This is a genomic window from Acidovorax sp. Root568 (genome assembly GCF_001427445.1).
In the GTDB taxonomy this organism is placed as follows: Bacteria; Pseudomonadota; Gammaproteobacteria; order Burkholderiales; family Burkholderiaceae_C; genus Acidovorax; species Acidovorax delafieldii.
On sequence record NZ_LMGP01000019.1, the window covers coordinates 95,840 to 121,345 of the forward strand.

At 61.7% G+C, this 25,506-nt stretch carries 35 protein-coding genes and 1 tRNA gene; 30 read left to right on the plus strand and 6 right to left on the minus strand.

The genetic code is table 11. The features are described from left to right. Position 1 precedes the first annotated feature (1 nt). From ASD75_RS21230 to ASD75_RS21345, 24 genes are all read left to right on the plus strand, one after another. Positions 2–1,093 carry an ABC transporter ATP-binding protein gene (locus ASD75_RS21230; protein ID WP_056748076.1) on the plus strand — a complete coding sequence of 364 codons (1,092 nt, stop codon included), beginning with the start codon at positions 2–4 and terminating at the stop codon, positions 1,091–1,093. Positions 1,094–1,151: 58 nt separating this feature from the next. Further along, positions 1,152–2,048, plus strand: a complete 897-nt coding sequence (locus tag ASD75_RS21235; protein ID WP_056065369.1) for a carbohydrate ABC transporter permease — start codon at positions 1,152–1,154, stop codon at positions 2,046–2,048. Further along, positions 2,041–2,853 carry a carbohydrate ABC transporter permease gene (locus tag ASD75_RS21240; protein ID WP_056065372.1) on the plus strand — a complete coding sequence of 271 codons (813 nt, stop codon included), beginning with the start codon at positions 2,041–2,043 and terminating at the stop codon, positions 2,851–2,853. Before ASD75_RS21235 ends, ASD75_RS21240 begins: the two co-directional genes overlap by 8 nt. A gap of 12 nt (positions 2,854–2,865) precedes the next feature. Beyond that, positions 2,866–3,174 (plus strand): DUF2160 domain-containing protein, encoded by a 309-nt coding sequence (locus ASD75_RS21245; RefSeq protein WP_056065375.1) that lies wholly within the window; start codon positions 2,866–2,868, stop codon positions 3,172–3,174. Between the two features lie 113 nt (positions 3,175–3,287). Then, positions 3,288–5,018, plus strand: coding sequence for an ABC transporter substrate-binding protein (locus ASD75_RS21250; protein WP_056065378.1), 1,731 nt, complete (start codon positions 3,288–3,290; stop codon positions 5,016–5,018). A 188-nt stretch (positions 5,019–5,206) separates the two neighbouring features. Further along, positions 5,207–6,799 carry a glycerol-3-phosphate dehydrogenase/oxidase gene (locus tag ASD75_RS21255; protein WP_056748080.1) on the plus strand — a complete coding sequence of 531 codons (1,593 nt, stop codon included), beginning with the start codon at positions 5,207–5,209 and terminating at the stop codon, positions 6,797–6,799. Positions 6,800–6,993: 194 nt separating this feature from the next. Then, positions 6,994–7,362: a 50S ribosomal protein L14 gene (rplN, locus tag ASD75_RS21260; RefSeq protein WP_007861702.1), complete on the plus strand. Its 369-nt coding sequence runs from the start codon at positions 6,994–6,996 to the stop codon at positions 7,360–7,362. Positions 7,363–7,371: 9 nt separating this feature from the next. Further along, the gene (gene rplX / locus ASD75_RS21265) at positions 7,372–7,692 is read left to right on the plus strand and encodes a 50S ribosomal protein L24 (RefSeq protein ID WP_008906524.1); all 321 of its coding nucleotides are present in this window, start codon (positions 7,372–7,374) and stop codon (positions 7,690–7,692) included. Positions 7,693–7,701: 9 nt separating this feature from the next. Further along, positions 7,702–8,241 carry a 50S ribosomal protein L5 gene (rplE, locus tag ASD75_RS21270; RefSeq protein ID WP_005793632.1) on the plus strand — a complete coding sequence of 180 codons (540 nt, stop codon included), beginning with the start codon at positions 7,702–7,704 and terminating at the stop codon, positions 8,239–8,241. Positions 8,242–8,249: 8 nt separating this feature from the next. Further along, positions 8,250–8,555: a 30S ribosomal protein S14 gene (gene rpsN / locus ASD75_RS21275; protein WP_015016017.1), complete on the plus strand. Its 306-nt coding sequence runs from the start codon at positions 8,250–8,252 to the stop codon at positions 8,553–8,555. A 20-nt stretch (positions 8,556–8,575) separates the two neighbouring features. Further along, entirely contained in the window at positions 8,576–8,971 is a 396-nt protein-coding gene (gene rpsH, locus ASD75_RS21280; protein ID WP_005793636.1) for a 30S ribosomal protein S8, read from the plus strand. 25 nt (positions 8,972–8,996) lie between these two features. After that, complete coding sequence (gene rplF / locus ASD75_RS21285) at positions 8,997–9,530, plus strand: 50S ribosomal protein L6 (RefSeq protein ID WP_056065384.1); 534 nt, start codon at positions 8,997–8,999, stop codon at positions 9,528–9,530. An 11-nt stretch (positions 9,531–9,541) separates the two neighbouring features. Continuing rightward, complete coding sequence (gene rplR, locus ASD75_RS21290) at positions 9,542–9,907, plus strand: 50S ribosomal protein L18 (protein WP_005793639.1); 366 nt, start codon at positions 9,542–9,544, stop codon at positions 9,905–9,907. 17 nt (positions 9,908–9,924) lie between these two features. Continuing rightward, on the plus strand, positions 9,925–10,443 hold the full coding sequence (gene rpsE / locus ASD75_RS21295) for a 30S ribosomal protein S5 (RefSeq protein ID WP_015016014.1): 519 nt from the start codon (positions 9,925–9,927) through the stop codon (positions 10,441–10,443). Between the two features lie 14 nt (positions 10,444–10,457). Next, a complete protein-coding gene (gene rpmD / locus ASD75_RS21300) occupies positions 10,458–10,640 on the plus strand; it encodes a 50S ribosomal protein L30 (RefSeq protein WP_005793644.1) in 183 nt (60 codons plus the stop codon). 10 nt (positions 10,641–10,650) lie between these two features. Next, on the plus strand, positions 10,651–11,082 hold the full coding sequence (rplO, locus tag ASD75_RS21305) for a 50S ribosomal protein L15 (RefSeq protein ID WP_056065387.1): 432 nt from the start codon (positions 10,651–10,653) through the stop codon (positions 11,080–11,082). A 24-nt stretch (positions 11,083–11,106) separates the two neighbouring features. Further along, positions 11,107–12,426, plus strand: coding sequence for a preprotein translocase subunit SecY (gene secY / locus ASD75_RS21310; protein WP_056065391.1), 1,320 nt, complete (start codon positions 11,107–11,109; stop codon positions 12,424–12,426). A 137-nt stretch (positions 12,427–12,563) separates the two neighbouring features. Further along, complete coding sequence (gene rpmJ / locus ASD75_RS21315; RefSeq protein WP_005793651.1) at positions 12,564–12,677, plus strand: 50S ribosomal protein L36; 114 nt, start codon at positions 12,564–12,566, stop codon at positions 12,675–12,677. 23 nt (positions 12,678–12,700) lie between these two features. After that, positions 12,701–13,066 (plus strand): 30S ribosomal protein S13, encoded by a 366-nt coding sequence (rpsM, locus tag ASD75_RS21320; RefSeq protein ID WP_008906516.1) that lies wholly within the window; start codon positions 12,701–12,703, stop codon positions 13,064–13,066. Positions 13,067–13,082: 16 nt separating this feature from the next. Continuing rightward, positions 13,083–13,487, plus strand: coding sequence for a 30S ribosomal protein S11 (rpsK, locus tag ASD75_RS21325; RefSeq protein WP_005793662.1), 405 nt, complete (start codon positions 13,083–13,085; stop codon positions 13,485–13,487). A gap of 90 nt (positions 13,488–13,577) precedes the next feature. After that, positions 13,578–14,201, plus strand: a complete 624-nt coding sequence (gene rpsD, locus ASD75_RS21330; protein WP_008906515.1) for a 30S ribosomal protein S4 — start codon at positions 13,578–13,580, stop codon at positions 14,199–14,201. 113 nt (positions 14,202–14,314) lie between these two features. Then, positions 14,315–15,307: a DNA-directed RNA polymerase subunit alpha gene (gene rpoA / locus ASD75_RS21335; protein WP_005793666.1), complete on the plus strand. Its 993-nt coding sequence runs from the start codon at positions 14,315–14,317 to the stop codon at positions 15,305–15,307. Positions 15,308–15,461: 154 nt separating this feature from the next. Next, positions 15,462–15,854: a 50S ribosomal protein L17 gene (gene rplQ / locus ASD75_RS21340; RefSeq protein ID WP_008906513.1), complete on the plus strand. Its 393-nt coding sequence runs from the start codon at positions 15,462–15,464 to the stop codon at positions 15,852–15,854. Between the two features lie 22 nt (positions 15,855–15,876). Next, a tRNA-Met gene (locus ASD75_RS21345) sits at positions 15,877–15,953 on the plus strand. A 158-nt stretch (positions 15,954–16,111) separates the two neighbouring features. Here ASD75_RS21345 and nhaR read toward each other — a convergent pair. Beyond that, complete coding sequence (nhaR, locus tag ASD75_RS21350; protein ID WP_056065394.1) at positions 16,112–17,008, minus strand: transcriptional activator NhaR; 897 nt, start codon at positions 17,006–17,008, stop codon at positions 16,112–16,114. A gap of 150 nt (positions 17,009–17,158) precedes the next feature. Here nhaR and ASD75_RS21355 point away from each other — a divergent pair, with 150 nt between their 5' ends. Further along, positions 17,159–17,707 carry an Rrf2 family transcriptional regulator gene (locus ASD75_RS21355; protein ID WP_056065396.1) on the plus strand — a complete coding sequence of 183 codons (549 nt, stop codon included), beginning with the start codon at positions 17,159–17,161 and terminating at the stop codon, positions 17,705–17,707. Between the two features lie 81 nt (positions 17,708–17,788). On the opposite strand, the gene ASD75_RS21360 is transcribed toward ASD75_RS21355, so the two are convergent. The 5 genes from ASD75_RS21360 to ASD75_RS21380 form a co-directional block, all read right to left on the minus strand. Then, a complete protein-coding gene (locus tag ASD75_RS21360) occupies positions 17,789–18,382 on the minus strand; it encodes a MarC family protein (protein WP_015016008.1) in 594 nt (197 codons plus the stop codon). Beyond that, positions 18,379–18,792, minus strand: a complete 414-nt coding sequence (locus tag ASD75_RS21365; RefSeq protein WP_056065399.1) for a VOC family protein — start codon at positions 18,790–18,792, stop codon at positions 18,379–18,381. The genes ASD75_RS21360 and ASD75_RS21365 overlap by 4 nt, the downstream gene beginning before the upstream one ends. A gap of 51 nt (positions 18,793–18,843) precedes the next feature. After that, on the minus strand, positions 18,844–19,218 hold the full coding sequence (locus tag ASD75_RS21370; RefSeq protein WP_056065403.1) for a hypothetical protein: 375 nt from the start codon (positions 19,216–19,218) through the stop codon (positions 18,844–18,846). Positions 19,219–19,282: 64 nt separating this feature from the next. Further along, on the minus strand, positions 19,283–19,654 hold the full coding sequence (locus ASD75_RS21375; protein ID WP_056747886.1) for a TraR/DksA family transcriptional regulator: 372 nt from the start codon (positions 19,652–19,654) through the stop codon (positions 19,283–19,285). Positions 19,655–19,777: 123 nt separating this feature from the next. Further along, positions 19,778–20,425 (minus strand): glutathione S-transferase, encoded by a 648-nt coding sequence (locus ASD75_RS21380; protein WP_056747889.1) that lies wholly within the window; start codon positions 20,423–20,425, stop codon positions 19,778–19,780. Positions 20,426–20,547: 122 nt separating this feature from the next. Here ASD75_RS21380 and ASD75_RS21385 point away from each other — a divergent pair, with 122 nt between their 5' ends. From ASD75_RS21385 to ASD75_RS21405, 5 genes are all read left to right on the plus strand, one after another. Then, entirely contained in the window at positions 20,548–20,919 is a 372-nt protein-coding gene (locus ASD75_RS21385) for a DUF2946 family protein (protein ID WP_015016003.1), read from the plus strand. Positions 20,920–20,999: 80 nt separating this feature from the next. Then, positions 21,000–23,330, plus strand: a complete 2,331-nt coding sequence (locus ASD75_RS21390) for a TonB-dependent receptor (protein ID WP_056747891.1) — start codon at positions 21,000–21,002, stop codon at positions 23,328–23,330. A gap of 14 nt (positions 23,331–23,344) precedes the next feature. Further along, positions 23,345–23,905, plus strand: a complete 561-nt coding sequence (locus ASD75_RS21395; protein WP_056747893.1) for a YcnI family protein — start codon at positions 23,345–23,347, stop codon at positions 23,903–23,905. A gap of 63 nt (positions 23,906–23,968) precedes the next feature. Next, positions 23,969–24,454 (plus strand): copper chaperone PCu(A)C, encoded by a 486-nt coding sequence (locus ASD75_RS21400; RefSeq protein ID WP_056065416.1) that lies wholly within the window; start codon positions 23,969–23,971, stop codon positions 24,452–24,454. Positions 24,455–24,559: 105 nt separating this feature from the next. Next, complete coding sequence (locus tag ASD75_RS21405) at positions 24,560–25,429, plus strand: PhaM family polyhydroxyalkanoate granule multifunctional regulatory protein (protein WP_056747895.1); 870 nt, start codon at positions 24,560–24,562, stop codon at positions 25,427–25,429. Positions 25,430–25,506: the final 77 nt, after the last annotated feature.

Consider the following 25,506-nt stretch of genomic DNA (forward strand, 5'->3'; position numbering starts at 1 on the left):
CATGGCCCGCATCAGCCTGGACTTGGCGCATTCGTACAAGCCCAACCCGCAGCAGGACGGCGACTACGCGCTGCTGCCTTTGAAGATGGAGTTCGAGGACGGTGGTGCCTATGCGCTGCTCGGCCCCTCGGGCTGTGGCAAGACCACCATGCTCAACATCATGTCGGGCCTGCTCGTACCGTCGCACGGCAAGGTGCTGTTTGACGGGCGTGACGTGACGCGCGCCAGCCCCCAGGAGCGCAACATCGCCCAGGTGTTCCAGTTCCCGGTGATCTACGACACCATGACGGTGGCCGAGAACCTGGCCTTCCCGCTGCGCAACCGCAAGGTGCCCGAGGACCAGATCAAGCAGCGTGTGGGCGTGATCGCCGAGATGCTGGAAATGAGCGGCCAGCTCAACCAGCGCGCGGCAGGCCTCGCGGCCGACGCCAAGCAGAAGATCTCGCTGGGCCGTGGACTGGTGCGCGCCGATGTGGCGGCCGTGCTGTTCGACGAGCCGCTCACGGTGATCGACCCGCACCTCAAGTGGCAGCTGCGCCGCAAGCTCAAGCAGATCCACCACGAACTCAAGCTCACGCTGATCTACGTGACCCACGACCAGGTGGAGGCGCTGACCTTTGCCGACCAGGTGGTAGTGATGACGCGCGGCAAGGCCGTGCAGGTGGGGTCGGCCGATGCCTTGTTCGAGCGGCCCGCGCACACTTTTGTGGGGCACTTCATTGGCTCGCCGGGCATGAACTTCTTGCCTGCGCACAGCGAGGGCGACAGCCTCACTGTGGCCGGGCACCGCCTGGCCAGCCCCGTGGGCCGTGCGCTGCCAAACGGTGTCCTGCAGGTCGGCATCCGGCCCGAATACCTAGCGCTGGCCCAGCCGCAGCAGCCGGGCGCATTACCTTGCAACGTGGTGCAAGTGCAGGACATCGGCACCTACCAGATGCTGACCGCCAAGGTGGGCGAGCACACCGTCAAGGCGCGCTTCACGCCCGAGACGCGGCTGCCATCGGCCGGTGACACGGCATGGCTGCAGGTGCTGGGAACCCACACCTGCTTCTACCAGAACGAGCAGTTGCTGACCGCGGAGGTCGCACCATGAGCGCCGCCCGGCCGCCCGAAGGCGCTCAGCACCGCAGTGCGCAGCACGGAGGTTTCCAATGAGTACCACGACCAAACCCGTGAACCAGAAGGCCTGGTTCCTGATCTTGCCCGTGATTTTGTGTGTGGCCTTCTCGGCCATCCTGCCGCTGATGACGGTGGTGAACTACTCGGTGCAAGACATCATCAGCCCGGAGCGCCGCGTGTTCGTGGGCACCGAGTGGTTCGTGCAGGTGATGCGCGACGAGGAACTGCACGCCGCGTTGCTGCGCCAGCTCACCTTCTCGCTGGCCGTATTGGCGGTGGAGATTCCGCTGGGCATCCTGCTGGCGCTGTCCATGCCTGCGCAGGGCTGGAAGTCGTCGGCCGTGCTGGTGGTGGTGGCGCTGTCGTTGCTGATCCCCTGGAACGTGGTGGGCACCATCTGGCAGATCTATGGCCGTGCCGATATCGGCCTCATGGGCAGGCTGCTGCAAGAGGTGGGCATCGAATACAGCTACACCGGCAACGCGACGCAGGCCTGGCTCACGGTGCTGCTGATGGATGTGTGGCACTGGACGCCGCTGGTCGCGCTGCTGGCCTTTGCCGGGTTGCGCTCCATCCCCGACGCGTACTACCAGGCGGCACGCATCGATGGCGCCAGCAAGTTCGCGGTGTTCCGCTACATCCAGCTGCCCAAGATGCGTGGCGTGCTGATGATTGCGGTGCTGCTGCGCTTCATGGACAGCTTCATGATCTACACCGAGCCGTTCGTGCTGACCGGCGGCGGACCGGGCAATGCCACCACCTTCTTGAGCCAGTACTTGACGACCAAGGCCGTGGGCCAGTTCGACCTGGGCCCTGCCGCAGCGTTTTCGCTGATCTATTTCTTCATCATCCTGCTGCTGTGCTTCATCCTCTATAACTGGATGCAGCGCGTGGGTACCGCCAGCAACGAAGGAGCCGGCCATGAATGAAAAGCGCTTCCAGAAGCGGTCGATCTTCCTTGTTGTCTACCTGCTGTTCGCGCTGTTGCCCATCTACTGGATGGTCAACATGAGCTTCAAGACGAACGAGGAGATTCTTTCGACCTTCACGTTCTTTCCCCAGCACTTCACCTGGGCCAACTACAAGACCATCTTCACGGACGAGTCCTGGTATTCGGGCTATATCAACAGCCTGATCTATGTGGGCATCAACACGGTGATCTCGCTCACCGTGGCGCTGCCCGCTGCTTATGCCTTCAGCCGCTATCAGTTCCTGGGCGACAAGCATGTGTTCTTCTGGCTGCTGACCAACCGCATGACACCGCCCGCCGTGTTTCTGCTGCCGTTCTTTCAGCTCTACACCACCGTGGGGCTGATGGACACGCACATTGCCGTGGCACTGGCGCACCTGCTGTTCAACGTACCGCTGGCGGTGTGGATTCTGGAAGGCTTCATGAGCGGTATTCCGCGCGAGATCGATGAGACGGCCTATATCGATGGCTACAGCTTTCCGCGCTTTTTCATGACCATTTTCCTGCCGCTCATCAAGGCTGGTGTGGGTGTGGCCGCGTTCTTCTGCTTCATGTTCAGCTGGGTCGAGCTGCTGCTGGCGCGCACGCTGACCAGCGTGAATGCCAAGCCCATCGTGGCCACCATGACGCGCACCGTGAGCGCCTCGGGCATGGACTGGGCGACGCTGGCCGCCGCTGGCGTGCTGACCATCGTGCCGGGTGCGATCGTGATCTGGTTTGTTCGCCACTACATCGCAAAAGGCTTTGCGATGGGGCGGGTTTGAGGAGGCAGCGACATGTTTGATTGGATGGCCTGGACGCTGCCCGTGGCGGTGTTCTTCATTTGCATCGTGCTGATGCTGATCGGTATGACGGTGTGGGAGATCAAGTCGCCCACGACGATGCGCAAGGGTTTTTTGCCGCTGGAGACAACGCGCGGTGATCGGCTGTTCATTGGGCTGTTGTCGGCGGCCTACGTGAATCTGATTTTTGTCGGCGTCAGCGGCAAGCTGGCCCAGTGGTTCAGCCTGCAGGGCGACCCGTCGATCTGGATCAGCTTTGTGTTGTCGATGGCGCTGCTGCTGCTCATCCTGCGCAAGGGGTGAGGTGTTTGCAGGCAGCCTTGGTTTCAATGGTTCCCGTCGCGCGGCTCAACCCTTCCCCGGAGCCGCGTGACCCTTGCATCCAAAGGGGAGATGACTATGAGGAGACAGGCACTATGAAGACGCGGTACACAGCGCTGGCACTGGCAGTGGCGGTCATGACGGGTCAGGCCGCCATGGCGGGCGAGGCGGAGGCCAAAAAATGGATCGACACCGAGTTCCAGCCCTCCACGCTGAGCAAAGACCAGCAGATGGCCGAAATGAAGTGGTTCATGGACGCGGCCAAGAAGCTGCAGGCCAAGGGTGTGAAGGAAATCTCGGTGGTGTCCGAGACCATCACCACCCACGAATACGAATCCAAGACGCTCGCCAAGGCGTTTGAGGAAATCACTGGCATCAAGGTCAAGCACGACCTGATCCAGGAGGGCGACGTGGTCGAGAAGCTGCAGACCTCCATGCAGTCGGGCAAGTCCATCTATGACGGCTGGATCTCGGACTCGGACCTGATCGGAACGCACTACCGCTACGGCAAGATCATGAACCTGACCGACTACATGGGCGGTGCAGGCAAGGAGTGGACCAACCCCGGCATCGACATCAAGGACTACATCGGCACCAAGTTCACGACCGGACCAGACGGCAAGCTGTACCAGTTGCCCGACCAGCAGTTCGCCAACCTGTACTGGTTCCGCGCCGACCTGTTCGACCGCAAGGACATCAAGGACAAGTTCAAGGCCAAGTATGGCTACGATCTGGGGGTGCCGCTCAACTGGAGCGCCTATGAGGATATCGCCGAGTTCTTCACCAACGACGTGAAGAACATCGATGGCAAGCCTATCTATGGCCACATGGACTATGGCAAGAAGGACCCCTCCCTGGGCTGGCGTTTCACCGACGCATGGCTGTCCATGGCGGGCTCTGCCGACATCGGCGCGCCGAACGGCCTGCCGATCGACGAATGGGGCATCCGCGTGGCGGACGACAAGTGCACGCCCGTGGGCGCCAGCGTGGCCCGTGGCGGTGCGACCAACTCGCCCGCAGCCGTGTATGCGCTGACCAAGTACGTGGACTGGATGAAGAAGTACGCGCCCAAGGAAGCCACGGGCATGACCTTCGGCGAAGCCGGCCCCGTGCCCGCGCAAGGTCAGATCGCGCAGCAGATCTTCTGGTACACCGCCTTCACGGCCGACATGACCAAGCCCGGCCTGCCCGTGGTGAACGCCGACGGCACCCCCAAATGGCGCATGGCCCCCGGCCCCAACGGCCCCTACTGGAAGCAGGGCATGCAGAACGGCTACCAGGACGTGGGCTCCTGGACCTTCTTCAAGGACCATGACGCCAACAAGACGGCTGCCGCCTGGCTGTACGCACAGTTCGTGACGGCCAAGACCACGTCGCTCAAGAAAACGCTGACGGGCCTGACCCCGATCCGCGAGAGTGACATCCAGTCCAAGGCCATGACGGACGCCGCGCCCAAGCTCGGTGGCTTGGTCGAGTTTTACCGCAGCCCGGCGCGCGTGGCATGGTCGCCTACCGGCACCAATGTGCCCGACTATCCCAAGCTGGCCCAGTTGTGGTGGAAGAACGTGGCGCAGGCGGTCACGGGCGAGAAGACTCCCCAGGGCGCCATGGACACCCTGGCCGACGAGATGGACCAGGTGATGGCCCGTCTGGAACGCGCAGGCATGGCCCACTGCGCGCCCAAGCTCAACCCCAAGAGCGACCCCAACAAGTGGCTGAGCGACAAGCAGGCGCCCTGGAAGAAGCTGGCGAATGAGAAGCCAAAGGGCGAAACCATTGCCTACGACAAGTTGCTGCAGGCGTGGAAGGACGGCAAGACGCGCTGATCCACAGATCAAGGTGTGGTTGTAACCACCATTGATCGGCAGCCAGGGCTCACAAGGTCTCTGGCTGCCTTTTTTGCTCGATACCGCCCTCGGCACCTGTGCGGCTGCGGGGCGGGTTCTCACCCCGGGAGTGTCAGGAATTCAAGGGTAAACCCTTGGTTTCTACTCCGCCCATGGACAATCACCCCATGACCATTGCCACCGCACCCCTTCCTACACGGCGCGCCGATCTCCTGGCCCGCCTCGCCCAGCCGCACCAGTATGACCTCGCCGTGATCGGCGGTGGCGCGACGGGCCTGGGGGTGGCGCTGGATGCTGCGGCGCGCGGCTTCAGCGTCGTGCTGGTGGATTCACACGATTTCGCCAAAGGAACCTCGTCCCGGGCCACCAAGCTGGTGCATGGCGGGGTCCGTTACCTGGCCCAGGGCAACATCGCGTTGGTGCGCGAGGCGCTGCATGAACGCACTACTCTGCTGCACAACGCGCCCCATCTGGCGCAACCGCTGCCCTTTGTGATGCCGTCTTACCGTTTCTGGGAAACACCCTTCTATGGCATCGGGCTGATGATGTATGACGCGCTTGCAGGCAAGGCTGGCCTGGGCGCTACGGAGTTTCTGGGGCGCGCTCGCACCCTGCAATGTCTGCCCACCGCCCGTACCGAGGGGCTCAAGGGCAGTGTCAAATATTGGGACGGCCAATTCGATGACGCTCGCCTGGCCTTGGCCCTGGCGCGCACGGCCGCCAGCCTGGGCGCTTTGGTTGTCAATTACTGTCCCGCACGGTCGCTGGTTCACGAGGCTGGCAAGGTCGTGGGTTTTGTCTGCGAGGACGCGGACAGCGGCCAGCAATTCACGGTGCGCGCTCGGTCGGTGGTCAACGCTACGGGCGTGTGGGTGGACACCCTGCGCCAGATGGACGGCGAAGCCATCGGTCGGCCTGTCAAGCCCATGGTGGCGCCCAGCCAGGGGGTGCACATTGTGGTGGACCGGGAGTTCTTGCCGTCCGATCACGCGCTGATGGTGCCCAAGACGGCCGATGGCCGCGTGCTGTTTGCGGTGCCTTGGCTGGGCAAACTTATTCTGGGCACCACCGACAGCCCGCGCCAGGATGTGGTGCGCGAGCCTGAGCCCTTCCGGGAGGAAGTGCGGTTCATCCTGGAGGAATCCGCGCGCTACCTGACCCGCGCGCCCCGCGTCGAGGACATCCGTAGCATCTGGGTGGGCTTGCGTCCGCTGGTCAAGCCGCAGGACGACGACGGCGACAACACCAAGAAGATCAGCCGGGAGCACACCGTGCTGGCCAGCCGCAGTGGCCTGATCACCGTGACGGGTGGAAAATGGACCACCTACCGGGCAATGGCCGAAGATGTGTTGCAAAAATGCTTCACCACGGGGCTGTTGCCTGAAAAACCAGCTGGGGTGACCAATCATCTGCCGTTGGTGGGAACTCCTCGGGAGCCCGTACAGCACCGCATCAGCGATGCCCAAGGACTGCACTCTTACGGCACGGAAGCGGCTGAGGTGCGGGCAATGCCCGGAGCGCAGACGGATCTCGGGGGCGGCCTGACGGAGGCAATGGTGCGCTTTGCTGCCCGCTACGAATACGCCTGTACGGTGGAAGATGTGCTGGCGCGGCGTTCGCGTCTGCTGTTCCTGGATGCCCGCAAGGCGATTGAGCTGGCGCCGGTTGTCGCAGGCCTCCTGCGCGAGGAGCTAGGCGCCGAACCGCAACTGGAGGCCTTTCTGGCCCTGGCGCAACAGTATCTGCATGTGCCCACATGACACGCGCTTGACTTCCTAAAAGTCTTTTGCAATAATCGAGGGCTTCGCGTTTCATACGTGAAGTTTCTGCCCAGCGGGAAGTGCTGCAAATGGTTTGCGGTGCGGACGACGGGCCCAAGACTGACTGGCTGATTTGCAGCCCTTGAGAAGTTCTCTGGGGCTGTTGTCTTCTGGTGCAAGTTGGGAATATTGAAATGATCCAGACAGAATCTCGGTTAGAGGTTGCCGACAATACCGGCGCCAAGTCCGTCCTTTGCATCAAGGTGCTGGGTGGCTCGAAGCGTCGCTATGCAAGCGTTGGCGACATCATCAAGGTGAGCATCAAAGAAGCCGCTCCACGTGGCCGCGTCAAAAAAGGCGAGGTTTACAGCGCAGTGGTGGTTCGCACGGCGAAGGGTATTCGTCGCGGCGACGGTTCGCTCGTCAAATTCGACGGCAACGCAGCAGTGTTGCTGAATGCAAAGTTGGAGCCCATTGGCACCCGCATCTTTGGACCCGTGACGCGTGAACTGCGTACCGAGAAGTTCATGAAGATCGTGTCCCTGGCTCCTGAAGTTCTCTAAGGACGCGCCATGAACAAGATTCGCAAGGGCGACGAAGTCATCGTGCTGACCGGCCGTGACAAGGGCAAGCGTGGCACTGTGTCGCTGCGCAAGGATGACTCTCACCTCGTCATCGACGGTATCAACCTGGTCAAGAAGCACGCCAAGCCAAACCCTATGAAGGGTACGACGGGCGGCATCATCGAAAAGGCCATGCCGATCCACCAGTCCAACGTGGCCATCTTCAATGCCGCTACTGGCAAGGCTGATCGCGTGGGCATCAAGGTGCAGGCTGACGGCACGCGCGTTCGCGTGTTCAAGTCCAGCGGCGCTGAAATCAAGGCGGCCTAAGGGGTAAACATGGCACGACTCCAAGAAATTTACCGCGACAAGATCGCTCCCGAGCTGACCAAGCAGTTCGGTTACACCTCGCCGATGCAGGTTCCCCGTCTGACCAAGATCACCCTGAACATGGGCGTGAGCGAAGCAGTCTCGGACAAGAAGGTGATGGACAACGCTGTGGCCGATCTGACCAAGATTGCTGGTCAGAAGCCTGTGGTGACCAAGGCCAAGAAGGCTATCGCTGGTTTCAAGATCCGCGAAGGTCAGGCCATTGGCTGCATGGTCACGCTGCGTGGCGTGCAGATGTATGAGTTCCTGGATCGTTTCGTGACCGTGGCGCTGCCCCGCGTTCGTGACTTCCGTGGTATCTCCGGTCGCGCCTTCGATGGCCGTGGCAACTACAACATCGGCGTCAAAGAACAGATCATCTTCCCTGAAATTGAGTACGACAAGGTTGACGCCCTGCGCGGTCTCAATATCAGCATCACCACGACGGCCAAGTCCGACGAAGAAGCCAAGGCGCTTCTCGCTGGTTTCCGTTTCCCGTTCAAGAACTGAGGCGAAGCATGGCTAAAGTAGCTTTGATCCAGCGCGAACTGAAGCGCGAAAAACTGGCAGCCAAGTACGCAACCAAGTATGCGGAACTGAAGGCAATCGCTGGCGATGCCAAGCGCAGCGACGAAGAGCGTGATGCAGCCCGCCTGGGCCTGCAAAAGCTCCCGCGCAACGCAAACCCCACACGTCAGCGTAACCGTTGCGAAATCACCGGTCGTCCACGTGGCACCTTCCGTCAATTCGGTCTGGCTCGCGCCAAGATCCGCGAACTGGCTTTCAATGGCGACATCCCAGGTGTCACCAAGGCCAGCTGGTAAGCAGGCAGGAGAGATTAAACATGAGCATGAGTGATCCCATCGCTGACTTGCTGACCCGCATCCGTAATGCACAGATGGTCTCCAAGGCCACGGTTCTGGTGCCATCTTCCAAAGTGAAGATCGCCATCGCCCAGGTGCTGAAGGACGAAGGTTATATCGACGGCTTCCAGGTCAAGACCGAAGCTGGCAAGTCCGAACTCGAAATTGCCCTGAAGTATTACGCAGGCCGTCCAGTGATTGAGCGCATCGAGCGCGTCAGCCGCCCTGGTCTACGTGTCTACAAAGGCCGTGATTCCATTCCACAAGTCATGAACGGTCTGGGTGTGGCAATTGTCACAACGCCCAAGGGCGTGATGACCGATCGCAAGGCGCGCGCTACCGGTGTCGGTGGCGAAGTGCTCTGCTACGTGGCCTAACCCGCGGCATTGAGGAGAAACTGAAATGTCCCGAGTAGGAAAAATGCCCGTGACCATCCCCGCAGGTGTGGATGTGTCCGTGAAGAGTGACCAGATCTCCGTGAAGGGTTCTGGCGGCACCCTGTCGCTGGCGCAAAACGCGCTGGTGAAGGTGTCCAGCAATGAAGGCAAGCTCAGCTTTGAGCCTGCCAATGATTCCCGCGAAGCCAATGCCATGAGCGGCACGATTCGCCAGTTGGTCAACAACATGGTGGTCGGCGTCAGCAAGGGTTTCGAAAAGAAGCTGAGCTTGGTAGGCGTGGGTTACAAGGCTGCTGCAGCCGGTTCCAAGCTGAACCTGGCCGTCGGCTATTCGCACCCGGTCAACATCGAGATGCCCGCTGGTATCACGGTTGCCACCCCTACCCCCACTGAAGTGGTGATCAAGGGTGCTGATCGTCAACGCGTCGGTCAGATCGCCGCTGAGATCCGTGCTGTTCGTCCACCCGAGCCCTACAAGGGCAAGGGCATCCGCTACGCGGACGAAAAGATCACGATCAAAGAGACCAAGAAGAAATAAGGAGCTGCAACATGTTGACCAAGAAAGAGCAGCGTCTTCGTCGTTCGCGCCAGACCCGCATCCGCATTGCACAGCAAGGCGTGGCGCGTCTGACCGTGAACCGTACGAACCTCCATATCTACGCCAGTGTGATCTCCGGCGACGGCAGCAAGGTGCTGGCAAGCGCATCGACGGCAGAAGCCGACGTGCGCAAGTCGCTCGGCGGTTCGGGCAAGGGTGGCAATGCCGCTGCAGCCCAGATCATCGGCAAGCGTATCGCTGAAAAGGCGAAAGCTGCAGGTGTCGAGAAGGTTGCATTTGATCGCGCAGGCTTTGCCTACCACGGTCGCGTCAAGGCTTTGGCCGACGCAGCCCGTGAAGCCGGCCTGCAGTTCTAAGCGGAGCGGAATAAAAAATGGCTAAATTTCAACCCAAAGTGCAAGACGAAGGTCGTGACGACGGTCTGCGCGAAAAAATGATCGCGGTCAACCGCGTGACCAAAGTCGTGAAGGGTGGCCGTATTCTCGGTTTCGCCGCACTGACTGTGGTTGGCGACGGTGATGGCCGCGTGGGCATGGGTAAGGGCAAGTCCAAGGAAGTGCCTGCTGCTGTGCAAAAGGCGATGGAAGAAGCCCGCCGCAACATGGTCAAGGTGTCTCTGAAGAACGGCACCATCTATCACAACGTGACCGGCCACCATGGCGCGGCGGTGGTGATGATGGCTCCCGCACCCAAGGGTACCGGTATCATCGCTGGCGGTCCTATGCGCGCAGTCTTTGAAGTACTGGGTGTGACCGACATCGTGGCCAAGAGCCATGGTTCGTCCAACCCCTACAACATGGTCCGTGCTACCTTTGACGCGCTCGTCAATTCGACGACTCCGTCGAACGTTGCAGCCAAGCGCGGCAAGACAGTCGAAGACATCTTCGCCTGAACCGGAGCCTGAATATGACAACGCAACAAACCGTCAAGATTCAACTGGTGCGCAGCCCGATCGGCACCAAGGAATCGCACCGCGCCACCGTCCGTGGCCTGGGTCTGCGCAAGCTGAACAGCGTCAGCGAATTGAAGGATTCGCCCGAAGTTCGCGGCATGATTAACAAGATCAGCTACCTGGTCAAAATCGTCTGAGAGATAGATCATGGAACTCAATAGCATCAAGCCCGCAGACGGCGCCAAGCATGCCAAGCGCCGCGTAGGCCGTGGTATCGGCTCCGGCCTGGGCAAGACCGCTGGCCGTGGTCACAAGGGCCAAAAGTCCCGCTCTGGTGGCTACCACAAGGTGGGCTTCGAAGGCGGTCAAATGCCGCTGCAACGTCGCTTGCCCAAGCGCGGCTTCAAGTCGCACCTGCTCAAGTTCAATGCAGAAGTTACGCTGACGGCGCTGGACCAACTGGGCCTGGCCGAAGTGGATGTGCTGGCACTGAAGCAAGCTGGTCTGGTGGGCGAGCTGGCCAAGGTGGTCAAGGTCATCAAGAGCGGTTCCCTGAGCAAGGCAGTCAAGCTGTCTGGCGTGGGTGCTACGGCTGGTGCCAAGGCAGCCATCGAAGCCGCTGGCGGCAGCGTCGCCTGAGTGTGGCACTGAAGGAAGGCATCTGTGGCTACTAGCGCGGCTCAAATTGCAAAGACCGGAAAATTCGGCGACCTGCGTCGTCGTCTGGTTTTTCTGTTGCTGGCGCTGGTCGTATACCGCATCGGGGCTCATATCCCTGTGCCTGGTATCGATCCAGCCCAACTTCAGCAGCTGTTCAGTGGCCAGCAGGGCGGCATCCTGAACCTGTTCAACATGTTTTCGGGTGGCGCGCTGTCGCGTTTCACAGTGTTCGCACTGGGGATCATGCCGTACATCTCTGCATCGATCATCATGCAGCTGATGACCTACGTGCTGCCTGCGTTTGAGCAGTTGAAGAAGGAAGGCGAAGCTGGTCGCCGAAAGATCACGCAATACACCCGTTACGGAACCCTGGGCCTGGCCCTGTTCCAGTCTCTGGGTATTGCCGTGGCTCTTGAAAGCTCTGCTGGCTTGGTTCTGAGCCCCGGTTTTGGCTTCCGCCTGACTGCGGTGGTCAGTTTGACGGCCGGAACCATGTTTCTGATGTGGTTGGGTGAGCAGATCACTGAGCGTGGTCTGGGCAACGGGATTTCGATCCTGATCTTCGGTGGTATCGCCGCCGGGTTGCCCAGTTCGATCGGTGGTCTTCTGGAGCTGGTTCGTACTGGCGCGATGAGCATCCTGGCAGCCATCTTCATCGTTATCGTGGTGGGTCTGGTGACTTACTTCGTGGTGTTTGTGGAGCGTGGTCAGCGCAAGATCCTGGTGAACTATGCACGGCGACAAGTCGGCAACAAGGTGTATGGCGGTCAATCGTCGCACTTGCCCTTGAAGCTGAACATGGCGGGTGTGATTCCTCCGATCTTCGCGTCGTCGATCATCTTGCTGCCTGCGACTGTGGTGAACTGGTTTAGTGCTGGTGAATCGATGCGTTGGCTCAAGGACATCTCGGGTGCACTGACTCCAGGTCAGCCCATCTATGTGATGTTCTATGCCGCTGCGATCATCTTCTTCTGCTTCTTCTACACGGCGTTGGTGTTCAACAGCCGCGAGACAGCAGACAACCTGAAGAAGAGTGGCGCGTTCATCCCAGGCATTCGTCCCGGTGAACAGACTGCCCGTTACATCGACAAGATCCTGGTTCGCCTGACCTTGGCCGGTGCCGTGTACATCACCTTCGTGTGTCTGTTGCCGGAGTTTTTGATCCTGAAGTACAACGTACCGTTTTACTTTGGCGGAACTTCACTGCTGATCATCGTGGTGGTGACCATGGACTTCATGGCCCAGGTCCAGAACTACATGATGTCGCAACAGTACGAATCGCTGCTCAAGAAGGCGAACTTCAAAGGCAGTGCAGGCGGTTGACATCACGAGGGCAGCGCCCAGCGCTGCCTGCAAAGAGTTGGATATCGGTTGAGTTGGCGCCCCACGATTTTTCGCGGGCACAAATTGTGTTCCGTGCGAAGCAGCCGGGACGGATGGAAAAGTTTTAGGAGAATGCAATGAGAGTTTCGGCTTCGGTCAAAAAAATCTGCCGCAACTGCAAGATCATCCGCCGCAAGGGTGTGGTGCGCGTGATCTGCACGGATCTGCGTCACAAGCAGCGCCAAGGTTGATTGGAAAGTATTAGAGGACGCATATGGCACGTATCGCTGGCATTAACATTCCGCCGCACAAGCACGCGGAAATCGGTTTGACCGCCATTTTTGGCATTGGTCGCACCCGCGCTCGCAAGATCTGCGAAGCAACTGGTATCGCTTACTCCAAGAAGATCAAGGATCTGACGGACGGCGATCTGGAAAAAATTCGCGAGCAAATCGAGCAGTTCACCATTGAAGGTGACCTGCGCCGCGAAACCACGATGAACATCAAGCGTTTGATGGACATCGGCTGCTATCGTGGCTTCCGCCATCGCCGCGGTCTGCCAATGCGTGGTCAGCGCACCCGTACCAATGCTCGCACTCGCAAGGGTCCGCGCAAGGGTGCAGCTGCACTGAAGAAATAAAGATTGAAAGATCATCATGGCTAAGTCTCCTGCCAATAACGCAGCTCAGCGCGTTCGCAAGAAGGTCCGGAAGAATGTTTCGGACGGCATTGCACACGTGCACGCCTCGTTCAACAACACCATCATCACGATCACCGACCGTCAGGGCAATGCTCTGTCGTGGGCTTCGTCCGGTGGCCAAGGTTTCAAGGGTTCGCGCAAGTCCACCCCATTCGCAGCCCAGGTGGCTTCGGAAGTGGCCGGTCGCGCTGCCATCGATCAAGGTATCAAGAACCTTGACGTTGAAATCAAGGGCCCAGGTCCTGGTCGTGAGTCTTCGGTGCGCGCATTGGGCGCACTGGGCATCCGTATCACATCGATCTCCGATGTGACACCGGTGCCACACAACGGCTGCCGCCCTCAAAAGCGCCGTCGTATCTAATCTCTCTAAGCCCACCGCCGCCTGTGAACGCGCAAGCGCCTCAGGCGGCTCCCGCAATGGTTTGCGGTAGATGACACAAAGGAAGCTCAAGTGGCACGTTACCTCGGCCCCAAGGCCAAACTCTCCCGCCGTGAAGGCACTGACCTGTTCCTGAAGAGCGCACGCCGCTCGATCGCTGACAAGTCCAAGTTCGACTCCAAGCCTGGTCAGCACGGCCGCACCTCGGGTGCCCGCACTTCTGACTACGGTCTGCAACTGCGTGAAAAGCAGAAGGTCAAGCGCATGTACGGCGTGCTGGAAAAGCAATTCCGCCGTTACTTCGAAGCCGCCGAAGGCAAGAAGGGCAACACTGGCGCCAATCTGCTGTTCCTGTTGGAGTCCCGTCTCGACAACGTCGTGTACCGCATGGGTTTCGGCTCCACTCGCGCTGAAGCGCGCCAGCTGGTGTCGCACAAGGCGATCACCGTGAACGGCAAGTCCGTGAACATTGCTTCGTACCTCGTGAAGACGGGTGACGTGGTGGCTGTGCGTGAAAAGTCCAAGAAGCAAAATCGCGTGGTGGAAGCCCTGCAACTGGCAGCTCAAGTGGGCATGCCTGCATGGGTGGAAGTGAATGCCGAGAAGGCAGAAGGCATCTTCAAGAAGGTGCCAGACCGTGATGAGTTTGGCGCCGACATCAACGAATCGCTGATCGTTGAGTTGTACTCGCGCTAATCGGTCGAGTACGTAATTCAAGAAAACCGTCCCTAAACCGCGAGGCATCGCGGTTTAGGCGCTTCACCAGCCTTACCGGTGTAACGAGCTGGGGGTATTGAGAGGAAGTCTGAATGCAAACCAATTTGCTGAAACCCAAGGCGATCAATGTCGAGCAGCTTGGCCACAACCGTGCCAAGGTCGCACTGGAGCCGTTCGAGCGTGGGTACGGCCACACGCTGGGCAACGCCATTCGGCGCGTCCTGCTCTCGTCCATGGTGGGTTACGCAGCGACGGAAGTCACCATTGCAGGCGTTCTGCACGAGTATTCGTCTATTGACGGTGTTCAAGAGGATGTGGTCAATATCCTGCTGAACCTCAAGGGTGTGGTGTTCAAGCTCCATAACCGCGATGAAGTGACGTTGAGCCTGCGCAAAGATGGCGAAGGTGTGGTCACTGCCCGTGACATCCAGACCCCTCACGACGTGGAAATCGTCAATCCTGATCACGTGATCGCCAACCTGTCTGCTGGCGGGAAGCTGGACATGCAGATCAAGGTAGAGAAGGGTCGCGGCTATGTGCCCGGCAATCTGCGCCGCTATGCCGACGAATCGACCAAGTCGATTGGCCGCATCGTGCTGGACGCGTCGTTCTCCCCCGTGAAGCGTGTGAGCTACACCGTGGAAAGCGCCCGTGTGGAGCAGCGTACCGACTTGGACAAGCTGGTGGTCGAGATCGAGACCAACGGCGCGATCACTGCCGAAGATGCCGTGCGGGCATCTGCCAAGATCCTGGTGGAACAGCTGGCGGTATTCGCGCAGCTGGAAGGCGGCGAGCTGGCTGCGTTCGACGCACCCGCAGGCCCACGTGGCAATGCGACGTTCGATCCGATTCTGCTGCGTCCTGTGGACGAGCTGGAACTGACCGTGCGTTCTGCCAACTGCCTGAAGGCGGAGAACATCTACTACATCGGTGATCTGATTCAGCGCACCGAGAACGAGCTGCTCAAGACGCCTAACCTCGGCCGCAAGTCGCTCAACGAAATCAAGGAAGTGCTGGCATCGCGTGGCCTCACCTTGGGCATGAAGCTTGAGAACTGGCCGCCAGCAGGTCTGGACAAGCGTTAAGCCAAAGCTATAATCGAAGGCTGCCCAAATTTTGGGCGCCCGGTTTGATGTCCCCCGCAAGGGGGACTTTTCGTTCCCTCCGGGGAACAGTGCCTCGGACAGTACCTGATACGGCTGCCTGATTTAATTACATAGACAGTAGAAAGAAAGCACCATGCGCCACGGACACGGCCTTCGCAAACTCAACCGCACCAGCTCGCACCGCCTCGCGATGCTGCAGAACATGATGAACTCGCTCATCGAGCACGAAGTCATCAAGACCACCGTCCCCAAGGCCAAGGAACTGCGCCGCGTGATCGAGCCCATGATCACCTTGGCCAAGGAAGATTCTGTCGCCAACCGCCGCCTGGCATTCAACCGTCTGCGTGACCGTGACAGCGTGACCAAGCTGTTCAACGACCTGGGCCCGCGTTTCAAGGTGCGTCCTGGCGGTTACACCCGCATTCTGAAGATGGGCTTCCGCGTGGGCGACAATGCGCCTATGGCCCTGGTCGAATTGGTCGATCGTGCTGCAGAAACCGAAAATAATTCGGCAGCAGCTGAATAATAGGGTATAATTTATTTCTTATCGCGCGATGGAGCAGTCTGGTAGCTCGTTGGGCTCATAACCCAAAGGTCGGAGGTTCAAATCCTTCTCGCGCAACCAAAACATAGCAAGCATTGCTAAAACAAAACGCCCACTCCACAGTGGGCGTTTTTGTTTGTGCTCTCACTCGTTGCTTGTGCTCCTCCATGAGGGCGCGAGTTGGCGTGTTGATGACAACTTGTTCCTCCTGCGCAGAGCGCCATCGCGCTCCTACCGGCTCAGTGAGCGAACAGATCTGCCTTGGCGGCCTTGGTGATGGCCACCACACAGGGGTGCGTAATGCGCCTTTCAATGGAGATCGCAAAGAATTCCTCCACCAAGTCTGAGGAGCGGCCGATAACCTCCACGCCAAACTGAGCAGTGGTCTCCTCTTCCAGCACGGAGGGGGATGTGAAGATGCCTCGGCCTTCCCGCCCAAACGCATTCATCAACGCGCTGTCGTCAAACTCGCCGACGAGACGGGGTTGCAGGTGGTGCTTGTTCAGCCAGTGGTCGAGTTGCTGGCGAACGGACGACATGGGACCTTGGATGAGCATGGGCGCACCATGCAGGCACTGGGGGAACGGCCCCTCCAACTGCGCCCGCAGGGCGGGGGCGCACAGAAAACTCATGCTGCTGGTGCCCAGTGGGTGGTTGAAGGCTTTGACGCCGATCTTGTTGGAAACAGGCTCGTCTGCCAACACCAAGTCCAGCCGGTGCAGGCTCAACTGCGCAATCAATTCGGGAAACTTGCCCTCATGGCAGGTCATGTGCACGCGCTGCGGCATGCCCAGTGCGGGCTCCAGCAGGTGGTAGGCCACCGACTTGGCTACCGAGTCGGCCACCCCCACGCGGAATTCCAGCGGCTTCTCTTGTCCACGCGCCAGTCGGATGGATTTTTCCAGCTCGTCGCCCAGCGCGAAGATCTGTTCGGCATACCCCAGGGCCACACGCCCCTCGCTGGTCAGCTCCAGGCCACGCCCCCTTTTCCGGAACAGGTCGTGGCCCAGCCACTCTTCCAGTTGCTTGATCTGGCCGGACAGTGTTTGCGGAGTGGTGTTGAGCTGCTCACCGGCCCGCATCACACCGCCAGCCTTGGCAACCGTCCAGAAGTAGCGCAGGTGCTTGAAGTTCATACTGCCCAAATGCTTCGCATAAATCGAAGAATAAAACTCAATAAAACGAATATACGCGAAGTATGAAATTCTCTACATTGACGTTTGGCAGCTTCCGTGGCGATCTACGCTGCGGCCTGGAGCTGCCTGTGTTCACAAGGAGTAGCAACGATGCGTATCACGACCCGAGGACAGCTGGCGGTGTCCGCCATGACCGACCTGGCCCTGCGCCAGAAGATGCGGCCCGTGCCCTTGTCCACCATCAGCGCACGGCAGGGGATTTCTCTGTCTTACCTTGAACAGCTGTTCAGCGCACTGCGCCGCGCCGGCTTGGTAGACAGTACCCGAGGGCCCGGTGGCGGCTATACGCTGGCACGGCAAGCGGAGCAGGTATCGGTGGCGGAAATCATCCTGGCGGTAGAAAACCTCAAGACCGACGAACTGCAGAACCTGGGGCCCAGTCAGGCCGCCCAGGTCAAATCCATGACGGGAGAACTGTGGACCAGCTTCAACTCCCGGGTGATGGAGTACCTGCAGTCGGTGACGCTTCAGGACCTTGTCACCCAGGCGCTGGAGCAGGGCACAGTCGTGGAAGAAAAAGCCCCTGCTGCGCGGGCCAAGCTGCCGCTGGCACCCAAGCCTCGCCCTTTGATGGCGCGGGTCAACGTGCCCAACTCGGTGTTTGCCCTGGGGACCATGCCGATCCTGCAGCGTCGCTGAAGCGGCCGCCATATGGTGCTGCGGGGCGCTGTGAACGGCGCCACGCAAGCGAGGGCCATGGCCAGCGGCTCCTGGCGCGGGCTACAGCTGGTGCGCCAGCTGCTTGATTCCCCGGATCAGCATCTCCACCGAGATCGCGACCAGGATCAGGCCCATCAGGCGTTCAAACGCCATCACCACGCGTTCGCCCACCAGGCGCTGGATGCGTTCGGCCAGCAGCAACACCACGGCACACACGGCCATGGTGACGCACAGTGCGCCCACCCATTCCCATCGCCGCTCGGGGGCCTGGGCCACCAGCAGCATCACCGTGGCCAGCGCCGAAGGGCCTGCCAGCGCGGGGATGGCCAGCGGCACGATCAGCGGCTCGCCCGGTAGCTCCGCCTGTGGTCCGTCCGCCGACGGGAAGATCATGCGCAGTGCGATCAGAAACAACACCACGGCACCGGCAATCTGCAACGACAGGTCGCTCAAATTCATGACCCGCAGGAACTCCGCCCCGAAGAACAGGAACACCAGCAGCAGTGCAAACGCAATCAGCACCTCCCGCAGGATCACCCGCGCCCGGCGCTCGGGCGCCACGCCCCGCAGGGCATTGGCAAAGATGGGGATGTTGCCCAGCGGATCGGTGATCAGCAGGAGCAGGATGGTGGCCGACGCGAAGGTGTAGCTCACGTTGCGTACACCGCGTCCAGCGAGCGAAAGCCCTTGATCTCAATCGGGTTGCCGCTGGGGTCGTGGAAGAACATCGTCCACTGTTCGCCCGGCTGGCCTTCAAAACGCACCTGCGGCTCCAGCACGAAGGCGGTGTCGGCGGCCTTCAGCCGTGCGGCCAGCGCATGCCAGTCGGGCAACTCCAGGATGGCGCCGAAGTGCGGCATGGGCACCAGATGGTCTCCCACGTGCCCGGTGCGGGCGCTGGCAAACGGCGTGCCCAGATGCAACGAGATCTGGTGGCCGAAGAAGTCGAAGTCCACCCAGGTGTCGGTGCTTCGGCCCTCCAGGCAGCCCAGCACGCCGCCGTAAAAGCGCCGGGCGGCATCCAGGTCGGTGACGTGAAAGGCGAGGTGAAAAAGGCTGCGCATCCCGCAGAGGATAGCAGCCAGTGCCACGCCGTGGCGCGGCCGGGAGGTCGGTCAGGCGACCGACGGATCGGCGGCCATGTTGTCAAACTTCTTGAAGTACTGGCGCGCCATGGCCACCAGCTGGGCGTCCGTCGGATGGTCTGCGGCCACCGAGTCGACCACCACGCCGGCCACGGCCGCATGGTGTTTGGCGGCCCAGTCGCGGAACTGGTTGCGCACCAGGCCCGGGCCGGCCAGCAGCACCTCGCGGGTGTCGGTCAGTGTCTGGGCGATATCGGCAAAAAACGGCGCGAGGTCGTCGGCCTTGCCCTGGTGCTTGTGGTGGCTGCGGGACTTGATGCGCTGGGCTTCCGCGTGTTCGCGATCGAACATCACTACATGGGCTTCGGATTGGTCCATCCAGACAACGGCGTGAAAAGTGCTCATGAATCGGCTTTCTTGAAGGAGTGAAAAAAAACGGGAAAGAAGCAGCCTGAGTGCGTGCGTTCGCTCATGCCGCCCGCCGGTGTTGCTCGGCCTTTTCCTGGCAATGCACACAGCGTGCGGCCTCGGGCGTGGCGTGCAGGCGGGCGGCGGTGATGTGGGTGCCGCAATCCGTGCACTCGCCGTAGGTGCCGGCCTCGATGCGGGCCAGGGCGGCCTCGACAGCCGCCAGGTGTGCGGTTTCGCGTTCGTCCAGGGCAAATTCCAGCTCGCGTTCGGTGGCAACCTGGGCACGCGGGTCTTCCGGTTGTCCGAAGTGGTCGGCGGCGGCCTCGGCGCGGCCGATGACACCGCCGCGCTGCGCGGCCAGTTGGGCCAGCAACTCGGATTGCTGGGCCAGTAACTGCTGGCGGAAAGGTGCGGCTTGGGTCTTGTCCATGCGGGGTCTCCTCGGGGTGATCGGATACCTGCATGGTGCGCCTGTGCGCGGCGCGCTGGGTTGACCAAGGTCAAGGGATGGCGCGCGGTGTCCCCACCCTGGTGACACCGCTGCGTGGCGGGCTCAGCGCTTGGGCGGGCGCGCCAGCATCTCGGCGGTGTTGGTCTTGCGGTCCGCGTTCACGCGCTGCACATGGGGGCGTTCGGCCATGCGGGCGAGGTAGTCGCGCACAGGCAGGTCGGCCAGGTAGTCCTTGCCGTAGATGATCTTGGTGGCGGAGCTGACCAGCGGCAGGTGAACGATGGCCGCGCAGTCGGCCATCGTGAAGGTGTCGCCGCCCACGTAGGGGCTGAACTTTGCCAACTGGCCGAAGGCGGCGATGTTCTTCTGCAGTTGTGCGCCCACCTTTTCCTTGGCGGTGTCGCTCACGGTACCGCCAAAGAACGCTTGCGGATACAGGTTGCGTGCCACCAGCTCCAGGTGCAACTCCAGAAAGGTGATCAGCTCGCGCACCTTGGCGGCCTGGAAGGGGTCGGCCGGGATCAGTGGGTGATCGGGGTGGGCGGCTTCGATGTAGTCGGCGATCACCGCCGATTCACACAGCGCTCCCTGCGGCGTGCGCAGGTAGGGCACCTTGCCCAGCGGGCTGGCGTTGCGATCGGTCTCGCCCACCCAGGCCAGTTCTTCGGTGAACGGCAGGCCCTTTTCGAGCAGCGCAAGCTTGACCTTGTTGTAGTAGTTGCTGGCCGAAAAGCCGCAGAGTGTGAGCATGGTGTGTCTCCGATGTGTTGTAGGGGCAAGCGCACATCCTAGGCCCGCACCTGGTGCGGGGCGGTCACGCAGATGACCCGTGCGCTGGCTGGCGCGGACTGCGCACCTACAATGGCGCTTCCATGTCGTTGCCGTCCCTCCAAACCATCCGCAGCCTTCGCTGGCTCGCCCGCTGTGTGCTGGCGTGGTTTGTGTTGTCGATCGGCGTGGCCGTGGCGTCGCCGCTGGTGCACCCGCAGGCCATGGAGCTGATCTGCTCCGGCTCGGGAGCGATCAAGGTGCTGGTCAAGACCGACGACGGCGCCAAGGAGCTGCCCAGCCACACGCTGGACTGCCCGCTGTGCGCGCATGTGGGCGCTCCCCCTCCCGCATCGCAGGCCCAGCTGCCTGTGGTCCACCCGCTGGCGCATGCCCTGCGCCCCATCCCTGCCGCGCACATTGCAGCGCGCACCGCCGCGCCCCTGCCGCCGCGCGGGCCCCCATCGCTCTCCTGAAATCGCTATTGATTCGATAGCTGCTGGCGCATGATTCACTTGCGCTTGCGGCCTATTTGGTTTGATTTTCAGGAGTTTCCATGCGCAAAAGCCGCATGGCGCTGGCCGTGGCCAGTGCCTTTCCCGTCGTCCTTGGCATCGCGTCCGCCGGGGCTTCATCCGCATTCGCCCAGACCGCTGACAGCACCAGCACCACCAGCCATGCCCCCGTCAAGGAACTGGGCGTGGTCACCATCACCGGCGGCCAGCCCACCTCGCTGCCCACGCAGATCCCCACCACCATCGAGGGCGTGACGCGCGAGCAGATCGAGCACTCGATCAACGCCACCGACAGCGAAGACGCCCTCAAGTACCTGCCCAGCCTGCTGGTGCGCAAGCGCTATATCGGCGACTACAACCACGCCGTGCTGTCCACCCGCGCCTCGGGCACGGGCAACCCGGCGCGGTCCATGGTGTTTGCCGATGGCATTTTGCTGAGCAACTACCTGGGCAACGGCCCCACCAACGCGCCACGCTGGATGCTGGTCACGCCAGAAGAAATTGAGCGCGTGGACGTGCTCTACGGCCCGTTTTCGGCCGCCTACGCAGGCAACTCGGTGGGCGCGGTGGTGGACTACGTCACGCGCATGCCGACAAAGTTCGAGGCGCACGGGCAGGTCAGCTATCAGCACCAGCCCTTTGACCTGTACAGCACCAACGGCACCTATGGCGGCAAGCAGGTCAGCGCCTCGGTGGGCAACAAAAATGGCGACTGGTCGTGGTTCCTGAACTTCAACAAGACCGACAGCGAAGGCCAGCCGCTCACCTTCCCCACACGCCTGGTGTCTGCAGGCACCGTGGGCAGCGCGGGCACACCCGTGACGGGCGCAGTGCTGGGCAACAACCGCAGCAACCAGCCCTGGTACCTGCTGGGCACGGCCACCCAGTACCACACGCAGCAAGACCACATCAAGGCCAAGATCGCCTACGACTTTTCGCCCACCGTGCGCGCCGCCTACACCTTTGGCTGGTGGCACAACGCATCCGAAGGGCGGCCCACCAGCTACCTGCGCGATGCCAATGGCAATGCGGTGTACGGCGGCACGGTCAACATCAATGGCCGCTCGTTTGCGCTCACGCCTACGGACTTCAATGTGTCCAACGAAGACCTCACACATTTCATGCACGGCCTGTCGGTCAAGAGCCGCACACAGGGCGTGTTTGACTGGGAAGTGGCTGCCAGCCTGTACGAATACCAGACGGACACCCTGCGCGCTGCTACCGTGGCGCTGCCTGCCACGCTGAACGGTGGGGCAGGGCGCATCGTCAACAGCAAGGGCACGGGCTGGAACACGCTGGCCGCCAAGGGCACCTGGCGGCCCGATGGGCTGCAGGGCACGCACATCGTGGACTTTGGCTTGCAGCGCGACAGCTACCAACTGCGCACTATCGAAAACGCTACGACGAACTGGATCAGCGGTGATGGAGGCGCCCGCAACCAGGCCTTCAACGGCGACACGCAGCTCATTGGCCTGTGGGCGCAAGACACCTGGAAGATCGCGCCACGGTGGAAAGCCGTGCTGGGCGCCCGCGCCGAGCGCTGGAGCGCCAGCAATGGCCAGACCGGCAATGCCACCACCACGCTGAGCCACCCCGAGCGCAACGAGACCTATGTCTCGCCCAAGGCTGCCGTGGCCTACCAGGCCAGCGACCTGTGGGTGCTCAAGGCCTCCACCGGACGCGCCGTGCGCATGCCCACCGTGGCCGAGCTGTACCAGGGCGGCATCAACGGCAGTGGCACGCTCATCAACAACGACCCCAATCTGAAACCCGAGAAGAGCTGGACCACCGAGCTGACCGCCGAGCGGGACATGGGCAATGGCCTGCTGCGCCTGACCGCGTTTTTTGAGCGCACCAAGGACGCGCTGTACTCGCAAACCAATGTGCTCGTCACACCCAACGTGACCAACGTGCAGAACGTGGATGCCATCCGTACCAAGGGCATTGAGCTGTCGTACCAGGCCGCCAACGTCTTTGTGCGCGGGCTGGAGCTGGGCAGCAGCCTGACCTGGACGGATTCCAAGATCACGCGCAACGACAAGTTCCCGGCCAGCGTCGGCCAATGGCAGCCCCGCATCCCCGAGTGGCGCGCCACTGCGGTGGCCACCTACCGGCCCGATGACAAGTGGTCGTACACCCTGGGCGCGCGCTACAGCGGCAAGCAGTACAGCACGCTCGACAACAGTGACCCCAACGGCTTTGCCTACCAGGGCGCGAGCCGCTACTTCACCACCGATGTGCGCGTGCGCTACCAGATCACCAAAGCGGTCAGCGCCGCCGTGGGCATCGACAACCTCAACAACTACCAGTTCTGGAACTTCCACCCCTACCCGCAGCGCAGCTACATGGCCGAGCTGAAGGTAAGCCTCTGAAAGGACAATATCCCATGTCTCTGAATACTATGAAAAAGATAGCTGCTGCCGCATGTTTGACTAGCGCTACAGCCCTGTTTGGCACTGCATCCGCCCATGTGGTGCTCGAATACCAGGTGGCCCCGGCCGGCGCCAGCTACAAGGCCGCGTTCAAGGTCGGCCACGGCTGCGGTGCGTCGCCCACGCGGCAGGTCGTGGTGGACATTCCTGCAGGCATGCGCGGTGCACGCCCCATGCCCAAGCCGGGCTGGACGCTGGAGGTGCAGCGCGACAAGCTGGCCCAGCCCTACACCAGCCACGGCCGCAGCATCACCGAAGACGTGGTACGCATCACCTGGACGGCCAAGACGCCGGACGACATGTTGCAAAGCGCGCACTACGACGAGTTTGTGCTCGTGGCCCAGGCGCCGGAGCAGGCGGGCACCGTGTACTGGCCGGTGCGCCAGGTCTGCACCGAGGGCCGCACCGATTGGACCGAGGTGCCCAAGGCGGGCCAGCAGCTGTCGGACCTGAAGTCCCCTGCCGCAGCGCTGGAGATTCTGCCCACCGGTGGCGCCGCTGCCCACAATCACTGACAGTCGGGCCCAGAGCCTGTTGCCGCTTCCCCTTTTCCTCTCGCAAACCGAAAGACATTCACCATGAAAAAACTGCTTCACACCGCTGCCGTCTTTGCCGCACTGCTGAGTGCCCCTGCATGGGCCCAGACCGCCGCCGTCAAGGTCGAAGGCGCCTGGGCGCGTGCCAGCGTGCAGGGCCAGAAGGCCACGGGCGCCTTCATGCGCCTGACCGCCAAGGACGGTGCTCGCCTGGTACGTGCCGAGTCGCCCGCTGCCGGCCTTGCCGAGGTGCACGAGATGAAGATGGAAGGCGACATCATGAAGATGCGTGCGGTGCCTACGCTGGATCTGCCCGCAGGCAAGACGGTGGAACTCAAGCCCGGGGGCTACCACATCATGCTGCTGGACCTGAAGGCGCCCCTGGCCAAGGACAGCGCGGTGCCCATCACCCTGGTGTTCCAGGACGCCAAGGGCGTGGAAAGCAAGCTCAACCTCACGTTGCCCGTGGGCACGGCTGCACCCGGTGGCGCCACGGCGGGCAGCATGATGGATGGGCATAAACACTGAGGTGACAGCCGCCGCAGCGCCTTCGCGGGCGCAACGCATTGGAGTAAGCTGTGACTCCTCAGAACCTTCAGCAGGTTCTCACGACCCACCTCTTGCGGAGCGGCCATGAGCGACACATCCAACTTCGGTTTCGGCAAATTCGTCCCCGGTTTTGACTTTTTGCAAAGCCTTGCCAAGGGGGCGTCCAGCAGCATTCCGCAGTTGCCCAACCTCAGCAATTGGGTGGCGCCCACCATCAGCGTCGAAGAGCTGGAAAAGCGCATCGACGAGCTCAAGGCCGTGCAGTTCTGGCTGGAGCAGAACTCGCGCGCGCTGGCCGCCACCATCCAGGCGCTGGAGGTGCAGAAGATGACCCTGGCCACGCTCAAGGGCATGAACTTCAGCATGGGCGATGTGGCCAACGCCTTCAAGCTCAAGACCGCCGATACGGTGATGAGCGGCGTGCAAAAAGCCGCTGACACGGTGACCGGCGCTGCCGAGGCCGTGGCGGGAGCTGCCGCCCGCGTGACAGGTCGCGCCAGCGCTGCCGACGAGCCCGAGGAGGAGCCCGCTGACACCGAGCTCGCCCCCCAACCCGCCAAAGGCAAAGCCAAGGGCAAGACAGCGGCGGCCGCCGAGCCTGCCGTGGTGGACCCGATGCAGTGGTGGGGCGCGCTCACGAGCCAGTTCCAGCAGATTGCCACCAACGCCATGAAGGACGCGGCCAAGCAGACCGCCATCGACACCACCAAGAATATGGCCACCGGCCTGGCCAAGGAAGCCCTCAAGACGGCCACCGGCATGGCCAGCCAGTTTGCCGCCAAGGGCATGCAGACCATGCAGGGCGGCGCCAAGCGCGCCGCGGCGTCATCAGCGGGCACTGCCAAAAAGGCCGCTGCCGCCAAGAAGCCCGCAGCCCGCAAAACCACTACGAAACCCGCCGCTAAAAAGGCCGGCAGCACCCGCAGCCCTGCGGCACGCAAGCGAGCGGGCTGACGCCAAAGCGGGCCGGTGTGGCAGCCCGCAGATGGCGCAGCACTGCCCCACCCCCGCCCAGGCCTGGAGACCATCAC

What these genes read in the sequence shown, in the direction of transcription:
- ASD75_RS21230 (WP_056748076.1), top strand. Translation starts at nt 2, where the DNA reads ATGGCCCGCATCAGCCTGGACTTGGCGCATTCGTACAAGCCCAACCCG.
- ASD75_RS21235 (WP_056065369.1), top strand. Translation starts at nt 1,152, where the DNA reads ATGAGTACCACGACCAAACCCGTGAACCAGAAGGCCTGGTTCCTGATC.
- ASD75_RS21240 (WP_056065372.1), top strand. Translation starts at nt 2,041, where the DNA reads ATGAATGAAAAGCGCTTCCAGAAGCGGTCGATCTTCCTTGTTGTCTAC.
- ASD75_RS21245 (WP_056065375.1), top strand. Translation starts at nt 2,866, where the DNA reads ATGTTTGATTGGATGGCCTGGACGCTGCCCGTGGCGGTGTTCTTCATT.
- ASD75_RS21250 (WP_056065378.1), top strand. Translation starts at nt 3,288, where the DNA reads ATGAAGACGCGGTACACAGCGCTGGCACTGGCAGTGGCGGTCATGACG.
- ASD75_RS21255 (WP_056748080.1), top strand. Translation starts at nt 5,207, where the DNA reads ATGACCATTGCCACCGCACCCCTTCCTACACGGCGCGCCGATCTCCTG.
- rplN (WP_007861702.1), top strand. Translation starts at nt 6,994, where the DNA reads ATGATCCAGACAGAATCTCGGTTAGAGGTTGCCGACAATACCGGCGCC.
- rplX (WP_008906524.1), top strand. Translation starts at nt 7,372, where the DNA reads ATGAACAAGATTCGCAAGGGCGACGAAGTCATCGTGCTGACCGGCCGT.
- rplE (WP_005793632.1), top strand. Translation starts at nt 7,702, where the DNA reads ATGGCACGACTCCAAGAAATTTACCGCGACAAGATCGCTCCCGAGCTG.
- rpsN (WP_015016017.1), top strand. Translation starts at nt 8,250, where the DNA reads ATGGCTAAAGTAGCTTTGATCCAGCGCGAACTGAAGCGCGAAAAACTG.
- rpsH (WP_005793636.1), top strand. Translation starts at nt 8,576, where the DNA reads ATGAGCATGAGTGATCCCATCGCTGACTTGCTGACCCGCATCCGTAAT.
- rplF (WP_056065384.1), top strand. Translation starts at nt 8,997, where the DNA reads ATGTCCCGAGTAGGAAAAATGCCCGTGACCATCCCCGCAGGTGTGGAT.
- rplR (WP_005793639.1), top strand. Translation starts at nt 9,542, where the DNA reads ATGTTGACCAAGAAAGAGCAGCGTCTTCGTCGTTCGCGCCAGACCCGC.
- rpsE (WP_015016014.1), top strand. Translation starts at nt 9,925, where the DNA reads ATGGCTAAATTTCAACCCAAAGTGCAAGACGAAGGTCGTGACGACGGT.
- rpmD (WP_005793644.1), top strand. Translation starts at nt 10,458, where the DNA reads ATGACAACGCAACAAACCGTCAAGATTCAACTGGTGCGCAGCCCGATC.
- rplO (WP_056065387.1), top strand. Translation starts at nt 10,651, where the DNA reads ATGGAACTCAATAGCATCAAGCCCGCAGACGGCGCCAAGCATGCCAAG.
- rpmJ (WP_005793651.1), top strand. Translation starts at nt 12,564, where the DNA reads ATGAGAGTTTCGGCTTCGGTCAAAAAAATCTGCCGCAACTGCAAGATC.
- rpsM (WP_008906516.1), top strand. Translation starts at nt 12,701, where the DNA reads ATGGCACGTATCGCTGGCATTAACATTCCGCCGCACAAGCACGCGGAA.
- rpsK (WP_005793662.1), top strand. Translation starts at nt 13,083, where the DNA reads ATGGCTAAGTCTCCTGCCAATAACGCAGCTCAGCGCGTTCGCAAGAAG.
- rpoA (WP_005793666.1), top strand. Translation starts at nt 14,315, where the DNA reads ATGCAAACCAATTTGCTGAAACCCAAGGCGATCAATGTCGAGCAGCTT.
- rplQ (WP_008906513.1), top strand. Translation starts at nt 15,462, where the DNA reads ATGCGCCACGGACACGGCCTTCGCAAACTCAACCGCACCAGCTCGCAC.
- nhaR (WP_056065394.1), bottom strand. Translation starts at nt 17,008, where the DNA reads ATGAACTTCAAGCACCTGCGCTACTTCTGGACGGTTGCCAAGGCTGGC.
- ASD75_RS21355 (WP_056065396.1), top strand. Translation starts at nt 17,159, where the DNA reads ATGCGTATCACGACCCGAGGACAGCTGGCGGTGTCCGCCATGACCGAC.
- ASD75_RS21365 (WP_056065399.1), bottom strand. Translation starts at nt 18,792, where the DNA reads ATGCGCAGCCTTTTTCACCTCGCCTTTCACGTCACCGACCTGGATGCC.
- ASD75_RS21370 (WP_056065403.1), bottom strand. Translation starts at nt 19,218, where the DNA reads ATGAGCACTTTTCACGCCGTTGTCTGGATGGACCAATCCGAAGCCCAT.
- ASD75_RS21375 (WP_056747886.1), bottom strand. Translation starts at nt 19,654, where the DNA reads ATGGACAAGACCCAAGCCGCACCTTTCCGCCAGCAGTTACTGGCCCAG.
- ASD75_RS21380 (WP_056747889.1), bottom strand. Translation starts at nt 20,425, where the DNA reads ATGCTCACACTCTGCGGCTTTTCGGCCAGCAACTACTACAACAAGGTC.
- ASD75_RS21385 (WP_015016003.1), top strand. Translation starts at nt 20,548, where the DNA reads ATGTCGTTGCCGTCCCTCCAAACCATCCGCAGCCTTCGCTGGCTCGCC.
- ASD75_RS21390 (WP_056747891.1), top strand. Translation starts at nt 21,000, where the DNA reads ATGCGCAAAAGCCGCATGGCGCTGGCCGTGGCCAGTGCCTTTCCCGTC.
- ASD75_RS21395 (WP_056747893.1), top strand. Translation starts at nt 23,345, where the DNA reads ATGTCTCTGAATACTATGAAAAAGATAGCTGCTGCCGCATGTTTGACT.
- ASD75_RS21400 (WP_056065416.1), top strand. Translation starts at nt 23,969, where the DNA reads ATGAAAAAACTGCTTCACACCGCTGCCGTCTTTGCCGCACTGCTGAGT.
- ASD75_RS21405 (WP_056747895.1), top strand. Translation starts at nt 24,560, where the DNA reads ATGAGCGACACATCCAACTTCGGTTTCGGCAAATTCGTCCCCGGTTTT.